Origin of the sequence: Arenimonas sp. MALMAid1274, from assembly GCF_049195245.1 — a bacterium.
GTDB lineage: Bacteria > Pseudomonadota > Gammaproteobacteria > Xanthomonadales > Xanthomonadaceae > Arenimonas.
This window is the reverse complement of the sequence record NZ_JBMIRR010000023.1, coordinates 201,071-216,733: the sequence shown is the minus strand read 5'-3', so window position 1 is coordinate 216,733 and position 15,663 is coordinate 201,071. Positions and strand designations below refer to the sequence as shown.

The window sequence follows — 15,663 nt, the reverse complement described above, 5'->3', positions numbered from 1 at the left end:
GAAAGGCCCCCTTCCGGGAGCCCTTCTGTTTTTGGCTGGGGGACTAGGATTCGAACCTAGATAGGCAGAGTCAGAGTCTGCAGTCCTACCATTAGACGATCCCCCAATTCGGGGTCGCCGCCAGACCTGGAGGCGATTAACGCTTCGAGAACTGGGTGGCGCGGCGGGCCTTGTGCAGGCCAACCTTCTTACGCTCGACTTCACGGGCATCGCGGGTCATCAGGCCCGCCTTGCGCAGATCCGGCTTGAGCGAATCGTTGTACTCGACCAGCGCGCGGGCGATGCCCAGGCGGATGGCGCCGGCCTGGCCGGTGATGCCACCGCCCTCGACCGTGACGGTGATGTCGAACTTGTCGCCCAGCTGGCTGACGACCAGCGGCTGGCGCACGATCATGCGCGAGGTCTCGCGGCCGAAGAACTCGTCGACCGGACGGCCGTTGACGACGATCTTGCCGCTGCCCGAACGCAGGAACACGCGGGCGGTGGAGGACTTGCGACGGCCGGTGCCGTAATTCTGCTGGGTAGCCATGTCTGTGCCTTAAGCCTTGAAGTCCAGAGCCTGCGGCTGCTGGGCGGAATGCGGATGCTCCGAGCCCTTGTAGACCTTGAGCTTGCGGTACATCGCGCGGCCGAGCGGATTCTTGGGCAGCATGCCCTTGACGCCGATCTCGATGACGCGCTCCGGGTGGGCGTCCAGCGCCTGGCCGAGCGACTCGGTCTTCAGGTTGCCGACGTAGCCGGTGAAGCGGTGGTACTTCTTGTCCTGCAGCTTGTTGCCGGTGACGTGGATCTTCTCGGCGTTGATCACGACGAGGTAGTCACCCGTATCAACGTGCGGGGTGTATTCCGGCTTGTGCTTGCCGCGCAGTCGACGCGCGAGTTCCGAGCACAGGCGACCAAGCGTCTTGCCGCTGGCATCAACCACATACCAGTCCTGCTTGACGGTTTCGGCCCGGGCGCTGACGGTCATGTTTTTCATGACGGCTCCAAAAATGATGAAATCGGGTGGAAAAGAAGCGGAATGATAGCCGCGCGCCGGGGGCAGCGCAAGCCCGGATTAACCCCGTGTTAGCATCCGGTCATGCCCACGCCGCCTGACCTGGCCCCCCGCGCCGCGCCCGAGGCGCCCGCCAGCGCGGGCCTGGTGGCCTTGGCCGACCGCTGCGTGCAGTGCGGGCTGTGCCTGCCGCACTGCCCCACCTACCGCCTGGACCGGACCGAAGCCGAGTCCCCGCGGGGCCGGATAGCTTACGTGAAAGCCGTGGCCCAGGGCCGCATCGCCGCCACCGAGGCCGGCGACCGCCACCTGGACCACTGCCTGGGATGCCGCCGCTGCGAACCCGTCTGTCCGGCGGGCGTGGCCTACGGCGACCTGCTGGTGCAGGCCCGCGGCGCCCAGTTTGATCGCCACAAACCCGGTCCTGCCCTTCGTCTGGCCGGCTGGCTGCTGGCCCGCCCGCCCCTGCTTGGACCGCTGCTCGACCTGCAGCGGATGGGCGGGCGATGGCTGCCCGGTTCACTGCGCCGCACCCTGCCGCCACCCCCGGTGGCCTCCAGCAGGCCGCTCCCGGCCCCAGGTCCGCAGGCGGCGGCCCCGGCCAAGGCCAGCGTATTCGTGGGCTGCATTGCCGATCGCCACGAGTCCGGAACCCGCGCCGGTCTGGCCCGTCTGCTGACCGCGGCGGGCGCGACGCTCGACCGGCCTCCGGGCCAAGGCTGCTGCGGCGCCGCTGCGGCCCACGCCGGCGACCTGGCCACCGCGCGCCGACTGGCCGATGCCAACCGCGCGGCGTTCGCACGCGGCATCCCCGTGCTGTGCCTGGCCTCCGGCTGCCAGGACAGCGTGTCGAAGTCCCTGGCAGGCATCGCCCCGGTCCAGGACGCGCTGGACTGGCTCGACCGCCACGGCCATCAGCTCGCGTTCCGTCCGGCGCACGGACTTCGCGTCGCCCTGCACCTGCCCTGCACCCAGCGCAGCGTCGTGCGCAGCGGCGATGCCCTGCGTCGCCTGCTGGCGCGCATCCCCGACCTGACCCTCGTCGAACTGCCCGACACCGGTTGCTGCGGCGCGGCCGGCCTGCACCAGCTGGCCGAACCCGCGCGTGCCGCCGCCTTCCGCGCACCCTTGCTGGACGCGCTGGCCGCCAGCGGCGCCAGCGAACTGCTGTCGGCCAACATCGGCTGCCGCCTGCACCTGGGCGCCGGGACTACAATGCCGGTGCGCCACCCCGTCGACTTCCTCGCCGAGCATCTGGCATGACCGCGACCCGCCGCTTCAGCCCGCTGGACCGGCTGCTGATCGAAGCCCAGCACGCCCTGGGCACCAGCCTGGGCCAGGCCCGCGCCGAACGCGCCAATCCCGCCGGAGGCCTGGTGGACCCGGCCCTGGACGCGGCCGACCGCCGCCACGCCGCCGGCCTGATGCGCATCAACCACACCGGGGAGGTCTGCGCGCAGGCACTGTATGTCGGCCAGGCCGCAGTGGCCCGCGACGCCGCCACCCGCAGCCAGCTCGAGCACGCCGCCCAGGAGGAAACCGACCACCTGGCCTGGTGCGCCGACCGCCTGCGCGAGCTCGACAGCCGGCCCAGCCTGTTCAATCCGCTGTTCTACGCCGGCAGCTATGCCATCGGCCTGGCCGCCGGCCTGCGCGGCGACGGCTGGAACCTGGGCTTCGTGGTCGAAACCGAACGCCAGGTGGAAGCCCACCTGGACGAACACCTGGGCAGCCTTCCAGCCGGCGACCAGCGCAGCCGCGCCATCCTGCGCACCATGAAGGCCGACGAGGCCCGCCACGCCGACGAGGCCCAGGCCGCCGGCGCCCGCGCCCTGCCCGGCCCGATCCCCCGCCTGATGGCCCTCAGCTCGCGCCTCATGAAGGCCGTCGCGTACCGGGTCTGAAGGGCGTTTGGCCGCGGATTTACGCGGCAGAATCCTCTCTTCAGGCCACCGAGGTCAGCTTCAGGCCGACGATGCCGGCGACGATCAGGGCGATGCAGGCCAGGCGGGGCCAGGCGGCCGATTCGCCGAACAGCACGATGCCCAGCAGCGCGGTGCCGACGGCGCCGATGCCGACCCAGACCGCGTAGCCCGTGCCGAGCGGGATCTGCTTCAGCGCCAGGGCCAGGTAGTAGAAGCTCACCGCCATGCCTAGCACGGTGACCACGCTGGGCCAGGGTTTGGTGAAGCCTTCGGAATATTTCAGGCCCACCGCCCAGACAATTTCCATCACGCCGGCGATTGCCAGGTAGAGCCAAGCCATGGTGCACCTCCTTGCTGGTTGAAAAAGAAAACGGCCCGGAGCCTGCGCTCCGGACCGTCGTCGGTCCTGCGTCCCCGGCGGGGCCGGGTGCGGGTCGTCCCGCGTGTCTCAGTCGATCAGGTTGCGGCCCCCGAACAGCTCCTCGATCTCGCGGCGCAGCTGCATCTCGATGCGCTGGCGGTCCTTGAACCCGAGGTTCTTGGCCTTTTCCTCGAACAGGTAGGTGTCGAGGTCGAAGTCCTTGAGGTGCATCTTCGTGTGGAAAAGGTTTTCCTGGTACACGTTGACGTCCATCATTTCGTACTTGTGCTTGATGGGCTTGGACAGGAAATCCTGGATCGAGTTGATCTTGTGGTCGATGTAGTGCTTCTTGCCCTTCACGTCGCGGGTGAAGCCGCGCACGCGGTAGTCCATCACCACGATGTCGGACTCGAAGCTCTCGATCAGGTAGTTCAGGGCCTTCAGCGGCGAGATGACGCCGCAGGTGGCGACGTCGATGTCGGCGCGGAAGGTGGCGATGCCGTTGTGCGGGTGGGTTTCCGGATAGGTGTGCACGGTGATGTGCGACTTGTCCAGGTGCGCCACCACGGCGTCGGAGATCAGCTCCTTGCCCGCGGCCTTCTTGTCGATCACCGGCTCTTCCGAAATCAGGATCGTCACCGAGGCGCCCTGCGGGTCGTAGTCCTGACGGGCCACGTTGAGGATGTTGGCGCCGATGATCTCGGCCACGCCGGTCAGTATCTGGGTCAGGCGGTCGGCGTTGTATTCCTCATCGATGTACTCGATGTAGCGCTGGCGCTGCTCTTCCGACACCGCGTAGCAGACGTCGTAGATGTTGAAGCTCAGGGCCTTGGTCAGGTTGTTGAAACCCTGGAGCCTCAGGCGAGGAAGCGGCTTGACCACGTTGGCGTTCCTGAGTGGCGGAGGGGGGTGGAGCGGGGGCGCATTATCGGCCAAACGGTCCCCGGGGGAAACCTCGCGCAAAACGCCCGGTGGCCGCGCCATTGCCCGGGAAGCGCGACCGGCCTAAGCTGAATGCCACTAACCGGGTCCCCACGGCCCCGGCAGGCGCAGATCCAGGAGCCCACCCCCGATGTCCATCCAGCCGCACAAGGCGGTCAACAGCCCGCTGGCGCCCGATGCGATCACGCTGGGCCGCTTTCTGGACCATTGCCACCGGCGCCGGTACCCCACCCGCACCGACGTGTTCCGTCCCGGATCGCCCGCCACGTCCCTGTATTACGTCATCAGCGGCTCGCTCAGCGTGGTCAGCGAGGAATCCGACGGCCGCGAACTGGTGCTGGGCTACATCAACGCCGGCGAGTTCATCGGCGAGATGGGCCTGTTCTTCGCGGCCGACACCCGCGCGGTGGTGGTGCGCACGCGCAGCGCCTGCGAACTGGCCGAGATCAACTACGAGCGGCTGCACCAGCTGTTCGCCGGTCCGCTGATGGCCGAGTGCCCGCGCATCCTCTACGCGATCGGCCTGCAGCTCTCCAAGCGCCTGCTCGACACCAACCGCAAGGCCAGCCGCCTGGCCTTCATGGACGTGAGCGGCCGCATCGTGCGCACGCTTACCGACCTGTGCCAGGAGCCCGATGCCCTGTCGCACCCGCAGGGCACCCAGATCCGGGTCTCGCGCCAGGAGCTGGCGCGCATCGTCGGCTGCTCGCGCGAGATGGCCGGCCGCGTGCTCAAGCAGCTGCAGGACCAGGGCGTGCTGCACGCGCGCGGCAAGACCATCGTGGTGTACGGCACCCGCTGAGCCATGGCGACCGTTTCCCCGCCCGGTCGCGAACAGCTGCTCATCCGCCCGGCCGAAGCCCAGGATGCGTCGGGCGTGGCCCGCCTGCTGGGCATCCTGGGCTATCCCTGCGACCGCGCCGATGCCGCCGAACGGCTGCGCGCGCTGGCCCACGAAGACGACCAGCAGCTGCTGGTGGCCGACCGCCACGGCGACCTGGTCGGCCTGCTGGCGCTGGACGTGCGCTACTACCTCCCGCTGGGCGCACGCACCTGCCGCATCACCGCGCTCGCGGTGGCCGACAGCGAGCAGCGCCGCGGCATCGGCCGGCTGCTGCTGCGCGAAGCCGAGCAGCGCGCCCGCCAGGCCGGCGCCGCACGCATCGAACTGACCTCGGCCACGCAGCGGCACGAGGCACACGCCTTCTACCGCGCCTGCGGCTACGAGGACAGCGCGCTGCGCTTCCAGAAGAGGCTGGGCGACGCCTGAGGCGTCGGACCGCTCAGGCCAGGACTTCGAAGGCGCCGCGCAGGCGCCGGTTCACCCGCGCCAGGCTGCGCGGATCGGGCGACACCAGCACCGGCCGCGCGGTTTCGCACAGCAGCGGCAGGTCGCGGCTGCTGTCGCTGTAGACGGCGGCATACGGCGGATGGATGCCCTGGCGCGCCAGGGCGGCCAGCTTGCGAGGGCCCACCGTGTGCTCCACGCCAATCCAGCCGCCGAAGGCCGGCTTCACCGAGGACCCCACCACGGGCACGTCAGGCTGGCCAAGCGCCCGCCAAAGATCGCGCGCCAGGCCCTGCTCGGCGCCGGTGACGATCACCACTTCGTCGCCCGCGTCCAGGTGCGCGCGCAGGCGCCGCACCGCGGGCACGATCAGCAGTTCGTCGCGGCGCGTGGCGCAGTCGCGCAGGAAATCCTCGCGCCATTCGGCCAGCGCTTCCTGAGTGCTGCCCACCGTGGCCAGCCAGGTGTAGAAGCTGGCGGGCAGCCACGCGCTGCGCCACCAGGCGAAGCCCGGCGCCAGGAAGGGAAAGCTCAGGCCGGCGGCCAGGCGTCGCAGCGGATGGCTGTCGAGGCGCCCGCGCAGCATCGCCGCGGCGCAATCGCCCCGCACCAGGGTGCCGTCGAAATCGAAGAGCACGGCGCCGCCGGTGGTCATGCGAACAGCCGGGCCAGCGCGGTGCCCGGATCGGGCGCGCGCATGAAGGCCTCGCCGACCAGGAAAGCGTGCACGCCGTGGGCACGCATCGTCGCCACGTCGGCCGGCGTGGCGATTCCGCTCTCGGTCACCAGCAGGCGATCGGGCGGCACGGCCCCGCGCAGGTCCAGCGTGGTCTGCAGGCTCACCTCGAACGTGCGCAGGCTGCGGTTGTTGATGCCCACCAGCGGCGCGCCGACCTGCAGCGCGCGCTCAAGCTCGTCGATGTCGTGCACTTCCACCAGCACGTCCATGCCCAGGGCCATCGCCAGGTTGGAGAGGCCGGCCAGGCGCGCATCGTCGAGCGCGGCGACGATCAGCAGGACGCAGTCGGCGCCCAGCGCGCGCGCCTCGTGCACCTGGTACTCGTCCACGGTGAAGTCCTTGCGCAGCACCGGCAGGCCGCAGGCCGCGCGGGCCTGGCCCAGGTAATCGTCGTGGCCCTGGAAAAAGTCCACGTCGGTGAGCACCGACAGGCAGGCGGCGCCGCCGCGCTCGTAGCTGGCGGCGATCTCGGCCGGACGGAAATCGGGGCGGATCACGCCCTTGCTGGGGCTGGCCTTCTTCACCTCGGCGATGACGGCCGCCTGGCCGGCGGCCACCCGCGCCTGCAGCGCGGCGGCGAAGCCGCGCGGCGGCGGCAGCTCGCGGCCGCGCGCGACCAGGCTGGCCAGCGGCACGCGCGCGCTGCGCTCGGCCACTTCTTCGGCCTTGCGGCGCAGGATGGTTTGCAGGATGTCGCTCATCGGTGTCCTTGGATTGCGCGTGCCGGCGGTGTGCCGCCGTGATCAGGGTCCGCCGTAGGCCCGTTCCACCCGGGCCACGCGCAGTTCGTAGTGTTCGTACCACTCGGTGCGTCCGCGCTCGCGGGCCAGGGTGTGCTCGGCATGGCGGCGCCAGGCCAGGATGGCAGCCTCGCTTTCCCAGTAGCTGACGGTGATGCCCAGGCCGTCGGCGCCACGCACGCTTTCCACGCCCAGGTAGCCCGGCTGCTGCGCGGCCAGTTCGACCATGCGGTCGGCGGTGGTGCCGTAGGCGCTGCCGTCGTCGGCGTTACGCTGGCTGGTGAAGATCACCGCGTAGTACGGCGGCCGCGGCGTGTGCGCGAAGCCTTCGCTGGCCATCGCGGTTCAGCCCGCGCCCAGGCGCCGGGTGGCGGCGACGAACTGGTCGAGCTTGGCGCGCGCGCCGCCCGATGCCATGGCCGCGCGGGCCTGGTCGATGCCGTCGGCGATCGACACCGCGCGCCCGGCGGCGTACAGGGCAGCGCCCGCGTTGAGGGCGACGATTTCGCGCGGCAGGCCGTCCTTGCCGTCGATGGCCTCGTTGAGCAGGGCCATGGATTCGGCCGGGTTCTCGACCCGCAGGTTGCGGCTGGCCGACATCGAGATGCCGAAGTCCTCGGGATGGATCTCGTATTCCACCACGTCGTCGCCGCGCAGCTCGCCCACCATGGTGGCGCCGCCCAGCGAGATCTCGTCCATGCCGTCGCGGCCCCAGACCACCAGCGCGCGCTTGGCGCCCAGGCGCTGCAGCACGCGCACCTGGATGCCCACCAGGTCGGGATGGAACACGCCCATCAGGATGTTCGGCGCCGCGGCCGGGTTGGTCAGCGGGCCCAGGATGTTGAAGATGGTGCGCACGCCCATCTCGCGCCGCACCGGCGCCACGTTCTTCATGGCCGGGTGGTGGATGGGCGCGTACATGAAGCCGATGCCGGTCTCGGCGATGCAGGCGGCCACCTGGGCCGGCTGCAGCTCGATCACCGCGCCGAGCGCCTCCAGCACGTCGGCGCTTCCGGACTTGGACGAAACGCTGCGGTTGCCGTGCTTGGCCACCTTGGCCCCGGCCGCCGCCACCACGAACATGCTGGCGGTGGAGATGTTGAAGGTGTGCGCGCCATCGCCGCCGGTGCCGACGATGTCCACGAAGTTCTCGGCATCGGGCACCACCACCTTGGCCGAGAACTCGCGCATGGCGCGCGCGGCGCCGGCGATCTCGCCCACGGTTTCCTTCTTCACGCGCAGGCCGGCCAGGATGGCCGCGGTCATCACCGGCGACACGCCGCCCGACATCACCTGCCGCATCAGCTCCACCATCTCGTCGTGGAAGATCTCGCGGTTGTCGATGACGCGCTGCAGCGCTTCCTGCGGTGTGATCGGCATGGCCTGGGTCCGTGGTGGGTGGGCGCTCAGGCCCGGTGCCCGGTGAGGAAATTGCGCAGCAGGTCGTGGCCATGCTGCGTCAGGATGGATTCGGGATGGAACTGCACGCCTTCCACCGCCAGCGTCCGGTGGCGCAGGCCCATGATCTCGTCCACCGAGCCATCCTCGTGCTCGGTCCAGGCAGTGATCTCGAGGCAGTCGGGCAGCGATTCCCGGCGCACCACCAGCGAGTGGTAGCGCGTGGCCTCGAACGGATCGGGCACGCCCCAGAACACGCCCTGGCCCTGGTGGCGGATCGGCGAGGTCTTGCCGTGCATGATGGTGCGGGCACGCACCACTTCACCGCCGAAGGCCTGGCCCAGGCTCTGGTGGCCCAGGCAGACGCCCAGGATGGGCACGGTGCCCGCGAGTTTTTCCAGCACTTCCAGCGACACTCCTGCCTCGTTGGGGGTGCAGGGGCCGGGCGAGATCACGATGTGGTCGGGCTTCAGGGCGGCAATCTGCGCCACGGTCAGCGCATCGTTGCGCACGACCTTCACGTCCTGGCCCAGCTCGCCGAAGTACTGCACGAGGTTGTAGGTGAAGCTGTCGTAGTTGTCGATCATCAACAGCATGCGGGGGCCTGTCTGGCAAATTGCACGACGCAGTGCCGCGAGGACCCCGCCACCGGGGCGGCTGGCGTCTTCGTCGGTCTGGCGTCGGGCCGGCGGCTGCCGGTGCACAAGGATAGCCGAGGTCTGCGCTGGAAGGGCGGACCCCCGCGTCCGTTCGTGCGCTCGCTTCACGTGAGGGTAGAAGTGTGACGGCTGCGACGGGGCCCGCGCGATGGCCATCCCCGTTCCGGGACGCCTAGACACCACGCTCGATCGGCACTACCGACGCTGTGCCTCCCTTTCGCTCCTGGAGAACCCCATGACCCGCAAGTTCCTGATCGCCACCGCCGTGGCGTGCACGCTGATGATGGCCGTGCCCCATGCCCTGGCCTCCAACACCGCCGAACAGGCCGAACGCGCCCGCCTGAGCCAGGCCCTGGTGAAGAAGTGGGGCAACTACGTCGCCGCCACCTACAAGATCCCGAGCCGCACCTGGGCCGCCGAGATGGCCCCGGCCTTCGCCGAGGCCACGCTGGAGGAACTCGGCGCCGCCGCGAAGGCCGAGGACTACGACAGCGTCAGCCGGCTGATCCTCGGCCAGGCTCCCACCGGTCGCGAAGCCAACGTCAGCAATCCCAAGGCCCTGGGTGACACCGCCACCGACCTGGTGTTCGTGCCCATTCCGCCTTGCCGCCTGTTCGACACCCGCCTGGCCGGTGGACAGATCGCGGCCAACACCGTCCGCGGCTTCGACGTCACCGCCGTGTCGGACTACTCGTTCCAGGGTGGTGCAGCCAACAACTGCGGCGGCGCTGGCGCGGCGGGCTCGTTCGCGGCCGCGGTGATCAACTTCACGGTGGTGACGCCGTCCGGTGCGGGCTACATCACCGCTTACCCGTTCCTGGGTACGCAGCCGCTGGCGGCCACGCTCAACTACACCGCCGGCAGCATCGTCGGCAACTCGGCGATCGTACAGCTCGACCAGGGCGCGTCGGCCAACGAGCTCAGCGTCTACTCGTTCGCCGCCACGCACCTGGTGGCCGACATCACCGGGTACTTCATAAACCCGGCCGTGACGCAGCTGCAATGCGTTGAGGTGACGGACTCAGCCACGATCAACGCCGGCGCCGTTGGCTCGGTCACCTCTCTTGCGTGCGCGGCCACCTATCGCCTGACGGGCGGCAGTTGCTCCGCCTCTACCTTCTCAGGCCGACTGGTCACCTCGCGGACCCTGGCCGACGAAAGACATTTCTGCGCTTATGCCAACGATGGCGCTTCCGCGCTTACTGCCACCGCCTACGGGCGCTGCTGCCGCGTGCCGGGTCGCTGAGTAGCCGGGCTTGACCGCCTGACGGAGAGGGGCCTTGGCCACGCCGTAGCCCCTTTCTCTTGGGCCCGCTAGGGCACCGCCACTTCCACCCGGTTACGACCGTTGCGTTTGGCGCGGTACAGGGCATCGTCGGCCGCGGCCAGCAGCCGCTCGGGCGTCTTGAGAATGTCGCCTGGCCGCGGCCACAGCACGGCCACGCCCACGCTGACGGTCACCGGCACCGCCGAACGGCCCACCATCACCGGGCTGTTGGCCTCCGCCGTGGCGCGCAGGCGCTCGCCCAGCTGGCTGGCCTCGGCCACCGAGGCCTCCAGCGCCAGCACCGCGAACTCCTCGCCGCCCACGCGCGCCAGCAGGTCGTTGCCGCGCACCTGCTCCTCCAGCAGCAGGGCCACGCGCCGCAGCACTGCATCGCCAGCCGGGTGCCCGTGCTGGTCGTTGATGGCCTTGAAGTGGTCGATGTCGAGCATCACCAGGGCGATGGGCTTGCCGGCTTCCGCCGCGCGGGTGGCCTCGCGTGCCAGCTGGTCGCCGAAATGGCGGCGGTTGGAAAGCCCGGTCAGGCCGTCGGTCATCGCCAGGACTTCCAGCTGGGCATTGGCCTCGCTGAGTTCGGCGGTGCGGTCGCGTACGCGCTGCTCCAGCTGCTGCGCCAGCGTGGTCAGTTCGCGCTCGTGCGCCGTGAGTTCGTCCACCAGGCCGCGCATGGCCGCGGTGAGCTGGCGCGCCTCGCGGTAACCGGTCTCGGGCGGGAAGCGCGCGTCCGGCTCACCCGCCTGCAGCCGTCGCGCGGTATTGGCCAGGGCCAGCAGCGGCGCGCCGATCCAGCGCGCCATCAGCGTAGCCGCCAGCAGGAAGACCAGGGTCAGCGCCAGCGCCGCCAGCCAGATCTGGCGCCGCAGCTCGACCACCGGCACGAAGGCCTCGGCCGCATCCTTGCGCACCAGCACCGTCCAGCCCAGGTTGTCGAAGGTGTTGCGCCCCTGGGTCGGCGCAAAGCCGGTGAGGTAGGCGCGACCGTCGGGCCAGGTCTCCAGCACGGCGGCATTTTCGCGCGACATGCCGCGGGCCGCACTGGGCACCCGCAGCGTCTCATCGCGCCAGCGCTTAGGTCCCAGAACCACCACGCCCTGTCGGTTGAGCACGAACACTTCCACATCCTCGCCGCGGCTAAGCGCTTCCTGCAGCGCCAGCCGCTGGTTTTCGGCCCACTGCCAGGAGAGATGCGCACCGACCACGCCGACCACCACGCCATGCGCATCGTGGATCGGCGCGGCCACGTCGATCAGGCGCAGCGGCTCGTCACCCTGCACGGGCAGCAGCTGGGCCAGCAGGATCGCCTTGCGGATGTCGCCCACGTAGGGATCGCGCAGGCCCCGCTTGACCCAGTCGCGGTCCGCCAAGTCCAGACCTTCGAGCATGCCGCGGCTGGCGACCTGCACGCGACCCTGCCCATCGGCGACGCCGATCCAGGCGTAGTCGGGGTAGCTGAGCTGCATCATGTCGAACAGGTCGCGGAGCAGCGCCTGGTTCTCCATCGGCCGTTCCACGCCCGGAATCAGGGTCATGGTGCGCACGTCGTTCAGGCGCTCGTACAGGCCTTCGTCCATGCGGTCGGCCAGGGCCTTGGCATTGCTGGCCAGGCGCAGGCCGATGTCGAGCTGCATCTTCTGGCTGGCGGCGCGCTCGACCAGCAGCGACAGGGCGCCAACCAGGCCGATCGCCAGCAGGCCATAGCTCAGGCCCAGCCACAGGCGCAGGCCGGCGCTGCGGGGGCGGAACCTGTCGAGCAGCGCGCGCAAGGCGGGGACCTAGAGCCCGCCTGCCGCCTGCGCCACGGCGCGGAACAGGGCGCGGCCCTTGTTCATGGTTTCCTCCCACTCCTTCTCCGGGTCCGAGTCGTGAACGATGCCGGCGCCGGCCTGCACGTGCAGGCGGCCGTCCTGGATCACCGCGGTGCGGATGGCGATGGCGGTGTCGGCATCACCCCACCAGTTCAGGTAGCCGACGGCGCCGGAATAGATGTTGCGCTTCACCGGCTCGAGTTCGCGGATCACCTCCAGCGCGCGGATCTTGGGCGCGCCGCTGACCGTGCCGGCCGGGAAGGTGGCCTTGATCACTTCGGCGAAGCCCACGTCGTCGCGCAGCTGGCCCTGCACCTCGCTGACGATGTGCATCACGTGCGAATAGCGTTCGATGATGAAACGGTCGGGCACGGTGACGCTGCCGGGCCGGGCGACGCGGCCGACATCGTTGCGGCCCAGGTCGATCAGCATCAGGTGTTCGGCGCGCTCCTTCGGGTCGGCCAGCAGCTCGGCTTCCAGCGCCTGGTCCTGTTCGGGCGTGGCGCCCCGCGGGCGGGTGCCGGCGATCGGGCGAACGGTGATTTCGCCGCCCTGCAGGCGCACCAGGATCTCGGGCGAGCTGCCCACCACCTGGGTGCCGCCCAGGTCCAGGAAATACATGTACGGCGAGGGATTGAGCGCGCGCAGTGCGCGGTAGACGTCCACCGGGCGGGCGCGGAAGGGCACGCTCATGCGCTGGCTTAGCACCACCTGGAAGATGTCGCCGGCGCGGATGTAGTCCTTGGATTTTTCCACCGCGGCCAGGAAACCCTCGCGCGTGAAGCCCGACACGAAGTCCTGTTCGCCCAGCAGCGCCGGGTCGAGCACGTCGGGGTAGCTGCGGCCGGAGTGGCGCAGGCGGTAGACCAGCTCGTCCAGGCGGCGCACGGCCCTGGCGTGGGCCTGCGGTTCGGACGGGTCGGCGTGCACGATCAGGTACAGGCGGCCCTTGAGGTTGTCGAAGACCGCCACTTCCTCGCTCAGCATCAGCAGGGCGTCGGGGGTGCCGAGCTGGTCGGGCTTGTCGCCGCCGGCCAGGCGCGGCTCGATCCAGCCGATGGTCTCGAAGCCGAAATAGCCGACCAGGCCGCCCGTGAAGGCGGGCAGGTCGGGCATGCGCGGGACGCGGAAGGCTTCGCGCAGGCGGTCAACCTCGGCCAGCGGGTCCTCGAGCTGGTGCGTGGCCGTGACCTGGCCGTAGTCGCGCACTTCCAGGGTGTGGTCGCGGAAGGTATAGGTGCGGCGCGCCGGCAGGCCGATGATGGAGTAGCGGCCCCAGGTCTCGCCGCCTTCGACCGATTCGAACAGGTAGGTGTGCGGCCCGTCGGCCAGCTTGAGGTACACCGACAGCGGCGTATCCAGGTCCGACAGCACTTCACGCACGACGGGAATGCGGTTGTGCCCCTGCCCCGCCAGCCGCTCGAACTCTTCGACAGAAATCACATCACCCGCCCCACGTGGCCAGCCCCGAGTATATCCGCCACGGAAAACATACCTGGTATGTTTTCAGGGGAGGGGGTGGAGGTGGAGGGTGAATTCGACGCCGTCGCCGGCGGGCAGGTTGCGGGCTTCGGCGTGGCCGTGGTGCAGTTCGGCCACCAGCTTGACCACGTACAGGCCGAAGCCGAGGTGGGTGGCGCCCTCGGCGCGCTGCGACTTCTCGCGCAGGCTCACCAGCGAATCGAACAGGCGCGCGCGCATCGCCTCGGGCACCGGGGGCCCCTGGTTGGCCACGGCCAAGCGTGCGCCCTCGCCTTCCGCGGCCAGCGTCAGCCGCACCCAGCCCTGCTCGGGGCAGAAGCCGCGGGCGTTGTCGACCAGCTTGTCCAGCGCCTGCACCACCAGCTCGGGCGCACCGCGCAGCACCAGCGGTCCTGGGGGCAGTTCGACCCGAAGCGCGCGTGGCGCCAGCAGGCTGCGGTACCCCTCGGCGCAGTCGGCCACCAGTGCACGCAGGTCGCAGGACTCCGGCTCGGCGGCCTGGATGGCGTGTTCGATCCGCGTCACCTCACTCATCGTGCGCACCAGGTTGCCCATGCGCTCGACGCCGTCGCGGGCCCGGCCGATGTAGGTCCGGGCCTCGTCGGGCAGCGCCGACGAATCAAGGTTGTCCAGCGAGGTGCGCACGATCGCCAGCGGCGTGTTGAGTTCGTGCGAGAGCTTGCCCGACAGCGAGCGCAGGTAGTCGGTGTAGGCCGCCACCTGGTCCAGCAGGCTGGCGAAACTGCGCGAGAGGTCACCCACTTCATCGCGTGCCCGCGTGACGGGGAACGGCGTGACCCGCCCTTCGCGATCCAGCGCACGCTCGGCCGCGTCGCGCAGGCGGCGGATGCGCGCGCCCAGCCGCGAGGCGAACAGGAACATCACGCCACCCGAGGCCAGGAACGCCACCAGGCTCACGCCCAGCAGCCCTGAGAATGCGCGGTCGGTGAGCAGCAGCACCTCCGAGTTCGATCGCTCCAGCGACAGCGCCGCGCGCACCTGGCCCTCGACCTTCACCGGCACGGCCGCGGTCAGCAGCAGCCGCGCGCCGGACGGATCCCGTCGCCAGCTGACCTGCGGCGTGCCTGCGATCGCCGATGCCACTTCCGGCCGGTCCACGCGGCGGGCGTCCGGGGCTTCGGTGGCGGCCGGCAGCGAATCCCGGAACAGCAGCGCACGATAGATACCGCGCCGCCACGGCAGCAGGTCGCCTTCGGTCGGATCCGAACGCACGTGCCCGGCGCGCGCGATCACCCAGGCCTCGCGGTCCACCAGCAGCGCGCGCATGCCGGGCGGGGCCAGCGCCAGCAGGGCGGGCTCCAGTGCACCCGCATACCCGTGCAGAGGCCAGCTCTCCAGCGCGTCCGGCACGGTGCCCAGGCTGCCGGCCAGGCGACGCACGCCGTTGGCGTCGAGATCGCGGGCTTCCAGTCCCAGCGAACGCACCACGAAATCCTGCGGCAGCGCCAGCTCCGCGGTGTAACCGCCGGCATGCTCGCGCCAGAAACCTTCCACGCGGATCGGCGGCGGCAGCCCGTCCTCGCCGGCCACGCGCAGTTCACCCGATTCGCTGTTGGCCAGCCGCAGCAGGAGTTCTCCCGACGGCCCGGCCAGCCGCAGGCGCAGGCGGTCGAACTCGAGGTCGGCCGGCCAGTGCGCGTCCCCGCGCTGCGCGCTGGTGTCGGCCACGTCCACCAGCAGGTGCAGCCGATCACTGGCCCGACCCAGCGCGACCTGCAGCCAGGGCGTGTCACCGCCGAACCCGTAGCGCGACACGCCCAGCCCCGGCCAGTCGCCCGCTTCCCCGTCCAGCCGCGGCGCGAAGTCGAGCTGGTGGACGTACCAGCCCGGCCCCGCCGCCGGCAGGTTGCCGGGCCGAACCGCGATGCCGCGCGCCAGCGCCTCGGCCGAGGCCAGCAGCGCCTGTTCCTGCCCCTGGCGCAGCAGCACTTCCAGCTGCTGCACGAATTTCCAGCCGGCCCAGGGCAAGGCCAGGATGGACAGCGAGAGCAGCAGCAGCTTGCCGCGCAGGGTCATGGCAG

At 70.2% G+C, this 15,663-nt stretch carries 17 protein-coding genes and 1 tRNA gene; 5 read left to right on the top strand and 13 right to left on the bottom strand.

The genetic code is table 11. The features are described 5' to 3' along the window. Positions 1-32: 32 nt before the first annotated feature. From ACOQFR_RS04415 to rplM, 3 genes are all read right to left on the bottom strand, one after another. Positions 33-106: transfer RNA gene (locus ACOQFR_RS04415), tRNA-Gln, on the bottom strand. Positions 107-136: 30 nt separating this feature from the next. Beyond that, positions 137-529: a 30S ribosomal protein S9 gene (rpsI, locus tag ACOQFR_RS04410; protein WP_421378964.1), complete on the bottom strand. Its 393-nt coding sequence runs from the start codon at positions 527-529 to the stop codon at positions 137-139. 9 nt (positions 530-538) lie between these two features. Continuing rightward, positions 539-970: a 50S ribosomal protein L13 gene (gene rplM / locus ACOQFR_RS04405; protein WP_421379156.1), complete on the bottom strand. Its 432-nt coding sequence runs from the start codon at positions 968-970 to the stop codon at positions 539-541. A 111-nt stretch (positions 971-1,081) separates the two neighbouring features. On the opposite strand from rplM, the gene ACOQFR_RS04400 reads away from it, so the two are divergent. After that, positions 1,082-2,260, top strand: a complete 1,179-nt coding sequence (locus ACOQFR_RS04400) for a (Fe-S)-binding protein (RefSeq protein ID WP_421378962.1) — start codon at positions 1,082-1,084, stop codon at positions 2,258-2,260. Then, positions 2,257-2,901 (top strand): 2-polyprenyl-3-methyl-6-methoxy-1,4-benzoquinone monooxygenase, encoded by a 645-nt coding sequence (gene coq7 / locus ACOQFR_RS04395; protein ID WP_421378960.1) that lies wholly within the window; start codon positions 2,257-2,259, stop codon positions 2,899-2,901. Before ACOQFR_RS04400 ends, coq7 begins: the two co-directional genes overlap by 4 nt. 40 nt (positions 2,902-2,941) lie before the next feature. On the opposite strand, the gene sugE is transcribed toward coq7, so the two are convergent. After that, the gene (gene sugE / locus ACOQFR_RS04390; protein WP_421378958.1) at positions 2,942-3,262 is read right to left on the bottom strand and encodes a quaternary ammonium compound efflux SMR transporter SugE; all 321 of its coding nucleotides are present in this window, start codon (positions 3,260-3,262) and stop codon (positions 2,942-2,944) included. A gap of 108 nt (positions 3,263-3,370) precedes the next feature. Beyond that, on the bottom strand, positions 3,371-4,165 hold the full coding sequence (gene speD / locus ACOQFR_RS04385) for an adenosylmethionine decarboxylase (RefSeq protein ID WP_421378956.1): 795 nt from the start codon (positions 4,163-4,165) through the stop codon (positions 3,371-3,373). A gap of 190 nt (positions 4,166-4,355) precedes the next feature. Here speD and crp point away from each other — a divergent pair, with 190 nt between their 5' ends. Both crp and ACOQFR_RS04375 read left to right on the top strand, forming a co-directional pair. Next, positions 4,356-5,027: a cAMP-activated global transcriptional regulator CRP gene (gene crp, locus ACOQFR_RS04380; protein WP_421378954.1), complete on the top strand. Its 672-nt coding sequence runs from the start codon at positions 4,356-4,358 to the stop codon at positions 5,025-5,027. Between the two features lie 3 nt (positions 5,028-5,030). Then, on the top strand, positions 5,031-5,495 hold the full coding sequence (locus ACOQFR_RS04375) for a GNAT family N-acetyltransferase (RefSeq protein ID WP_421378952.1): 465 nt from the start codon (positions 5,031-5,033) through the stop codon (positions 5,493-5,495). 13 nt (positions 5,496-5,508) lie between these two features. On the opposite strand, the gene ACOQFR_RS04370 is transcribed toward ACOQFR_RS04375, so the two are convergent. From ACOQFR_RS04370 to ACOQFR_RS04350, 5 genes are read right to left on the bottom strand one after another with little or no spacing between them, the layout of a single operon-like run. Next, entirely contained in the window at positions 5,509-6,168 is a 660-nt protein-coding gene (locus ACOQFR_RS04370) for a haloacid dehalogenase-like hydrolase (protein WP_421378949.1), read from the bottom strand. Next, the gene (gene trpC, locus ACOQFR_RS04365; RefSeq protein ID WP_421378947.1) at positions 6,165-6,953 is read right to left on the bottom strand and encodes an indole-3-glycerol phosphate synthase TrpC; all 789 of its coding nucleotides are present in this window, start codon (positions 6,951-6,953) and stop codon (positions 6,165-6,167) included. Before trpC ends, ACOQFR_RS04370 begins: the two co-directional genes overlap by 4 nt. 42 nt (positions 6,954-6,995) lie before the next feature. Next, on the bottom strand, positions 6,996-7,331 hold the full coding sequence (locus ACOQFR_RS04360) for an antibiotic biosynthesis monooxygenase family protein (RefSeq protein ID WP_421378945.1): 336 nt from the start codon (positions 7,329-7,331) through the stop codon (positions 6,996-6,998). Positions 7,332-7,337: 6 nt separating this feature from the next. Continuing rightward, positions 7,338-8,372, bottom strand: coding sequence for an anthranilate phosphoribosyltransferase (gene trpD, locus ACOQFR_RS04355; protein ID WP_421378943.1), 1,035 nt, complete (start codon positions 8,370-8,372; stop codon positions 7,338-7,340). A 26-nt stretch (positions 8,373-8,398) separates the two neighbouring features. After that, positions 8,399-8,986 carry an anthranilate synthase component II gene (locus tag ACOQFR_RS04350; protein ID WP_421378941.1) on the bottom strand — a complete coding sequence of 196 codons (588 nt, stop codon included), beginning with the start codon at positions 8,984-8,986 and terminating at the stop codon, positions 8,399-8,401. Positions 8,987-9,284: 298 nt separating this feature from the next. Between ACOQFR_RS04350 and ACOQFR_RS04345 the strand changes: the two genes are divergently transcribed. After that, positions 9,285-10,295, top strand: a complete 1,011-nt coding sequence (locus ACOQFR_RS04345; RefSeq protein WP_421378939.1) for a hypothetical protein — start codon at positions 9,285-9,287, stop codon at positions 10,293-10,295. A 68-nt stretch (positions 10,296-10,363) separates the two neighbouring features. Here the strand turns inward: ACOQFR_RS04345 and ACOQFR_RS04340 are convergent, their stop codons facing one another. From ACOQFR_RS04340 to ACOQFR_RS04330, 3 genes are all read right to left on the bottom strand, one after another. Next, positions 10,364-12,097: a sensor domain-containing diguanylate cyclase gene (locus ACOQFR_RS04340; RefSeq protein WP_421378937.1), complete on the bottom strand. Its 1,734-nt coding sequence runs from the start codon at positions 12,095-12,097 to the stop codon at positions 10,364-10,366. A 9-nt stretch (positions 12,098-12,106) separates the two neighbouring features. Further along, complete coding sequence (trpE, locus tag ACOQFR_RS04335) at positions 12,107-13,582, bottom strand: anthranilate synthase component I (protein WP_421378934.1); 1,476 nt, start codon at positions 13,580-13,582, stop codon at positions 12,107-12,109. Positions 13,583-13,645: 63 nt separating this feature from the next. Then, positions 13,646-15,658, bottom strand: a complete 2,013-nt coding sequence (locus tag ACOQFR_RS04330) for an ATP-binding protein (protein WP_421378932.1) — start codon at positions 15,656-15,658, stop codon at positions 13,646-13,648. Between the last annotated feature and the right edge of the window lie 5 nt (positions 15,659-15,663).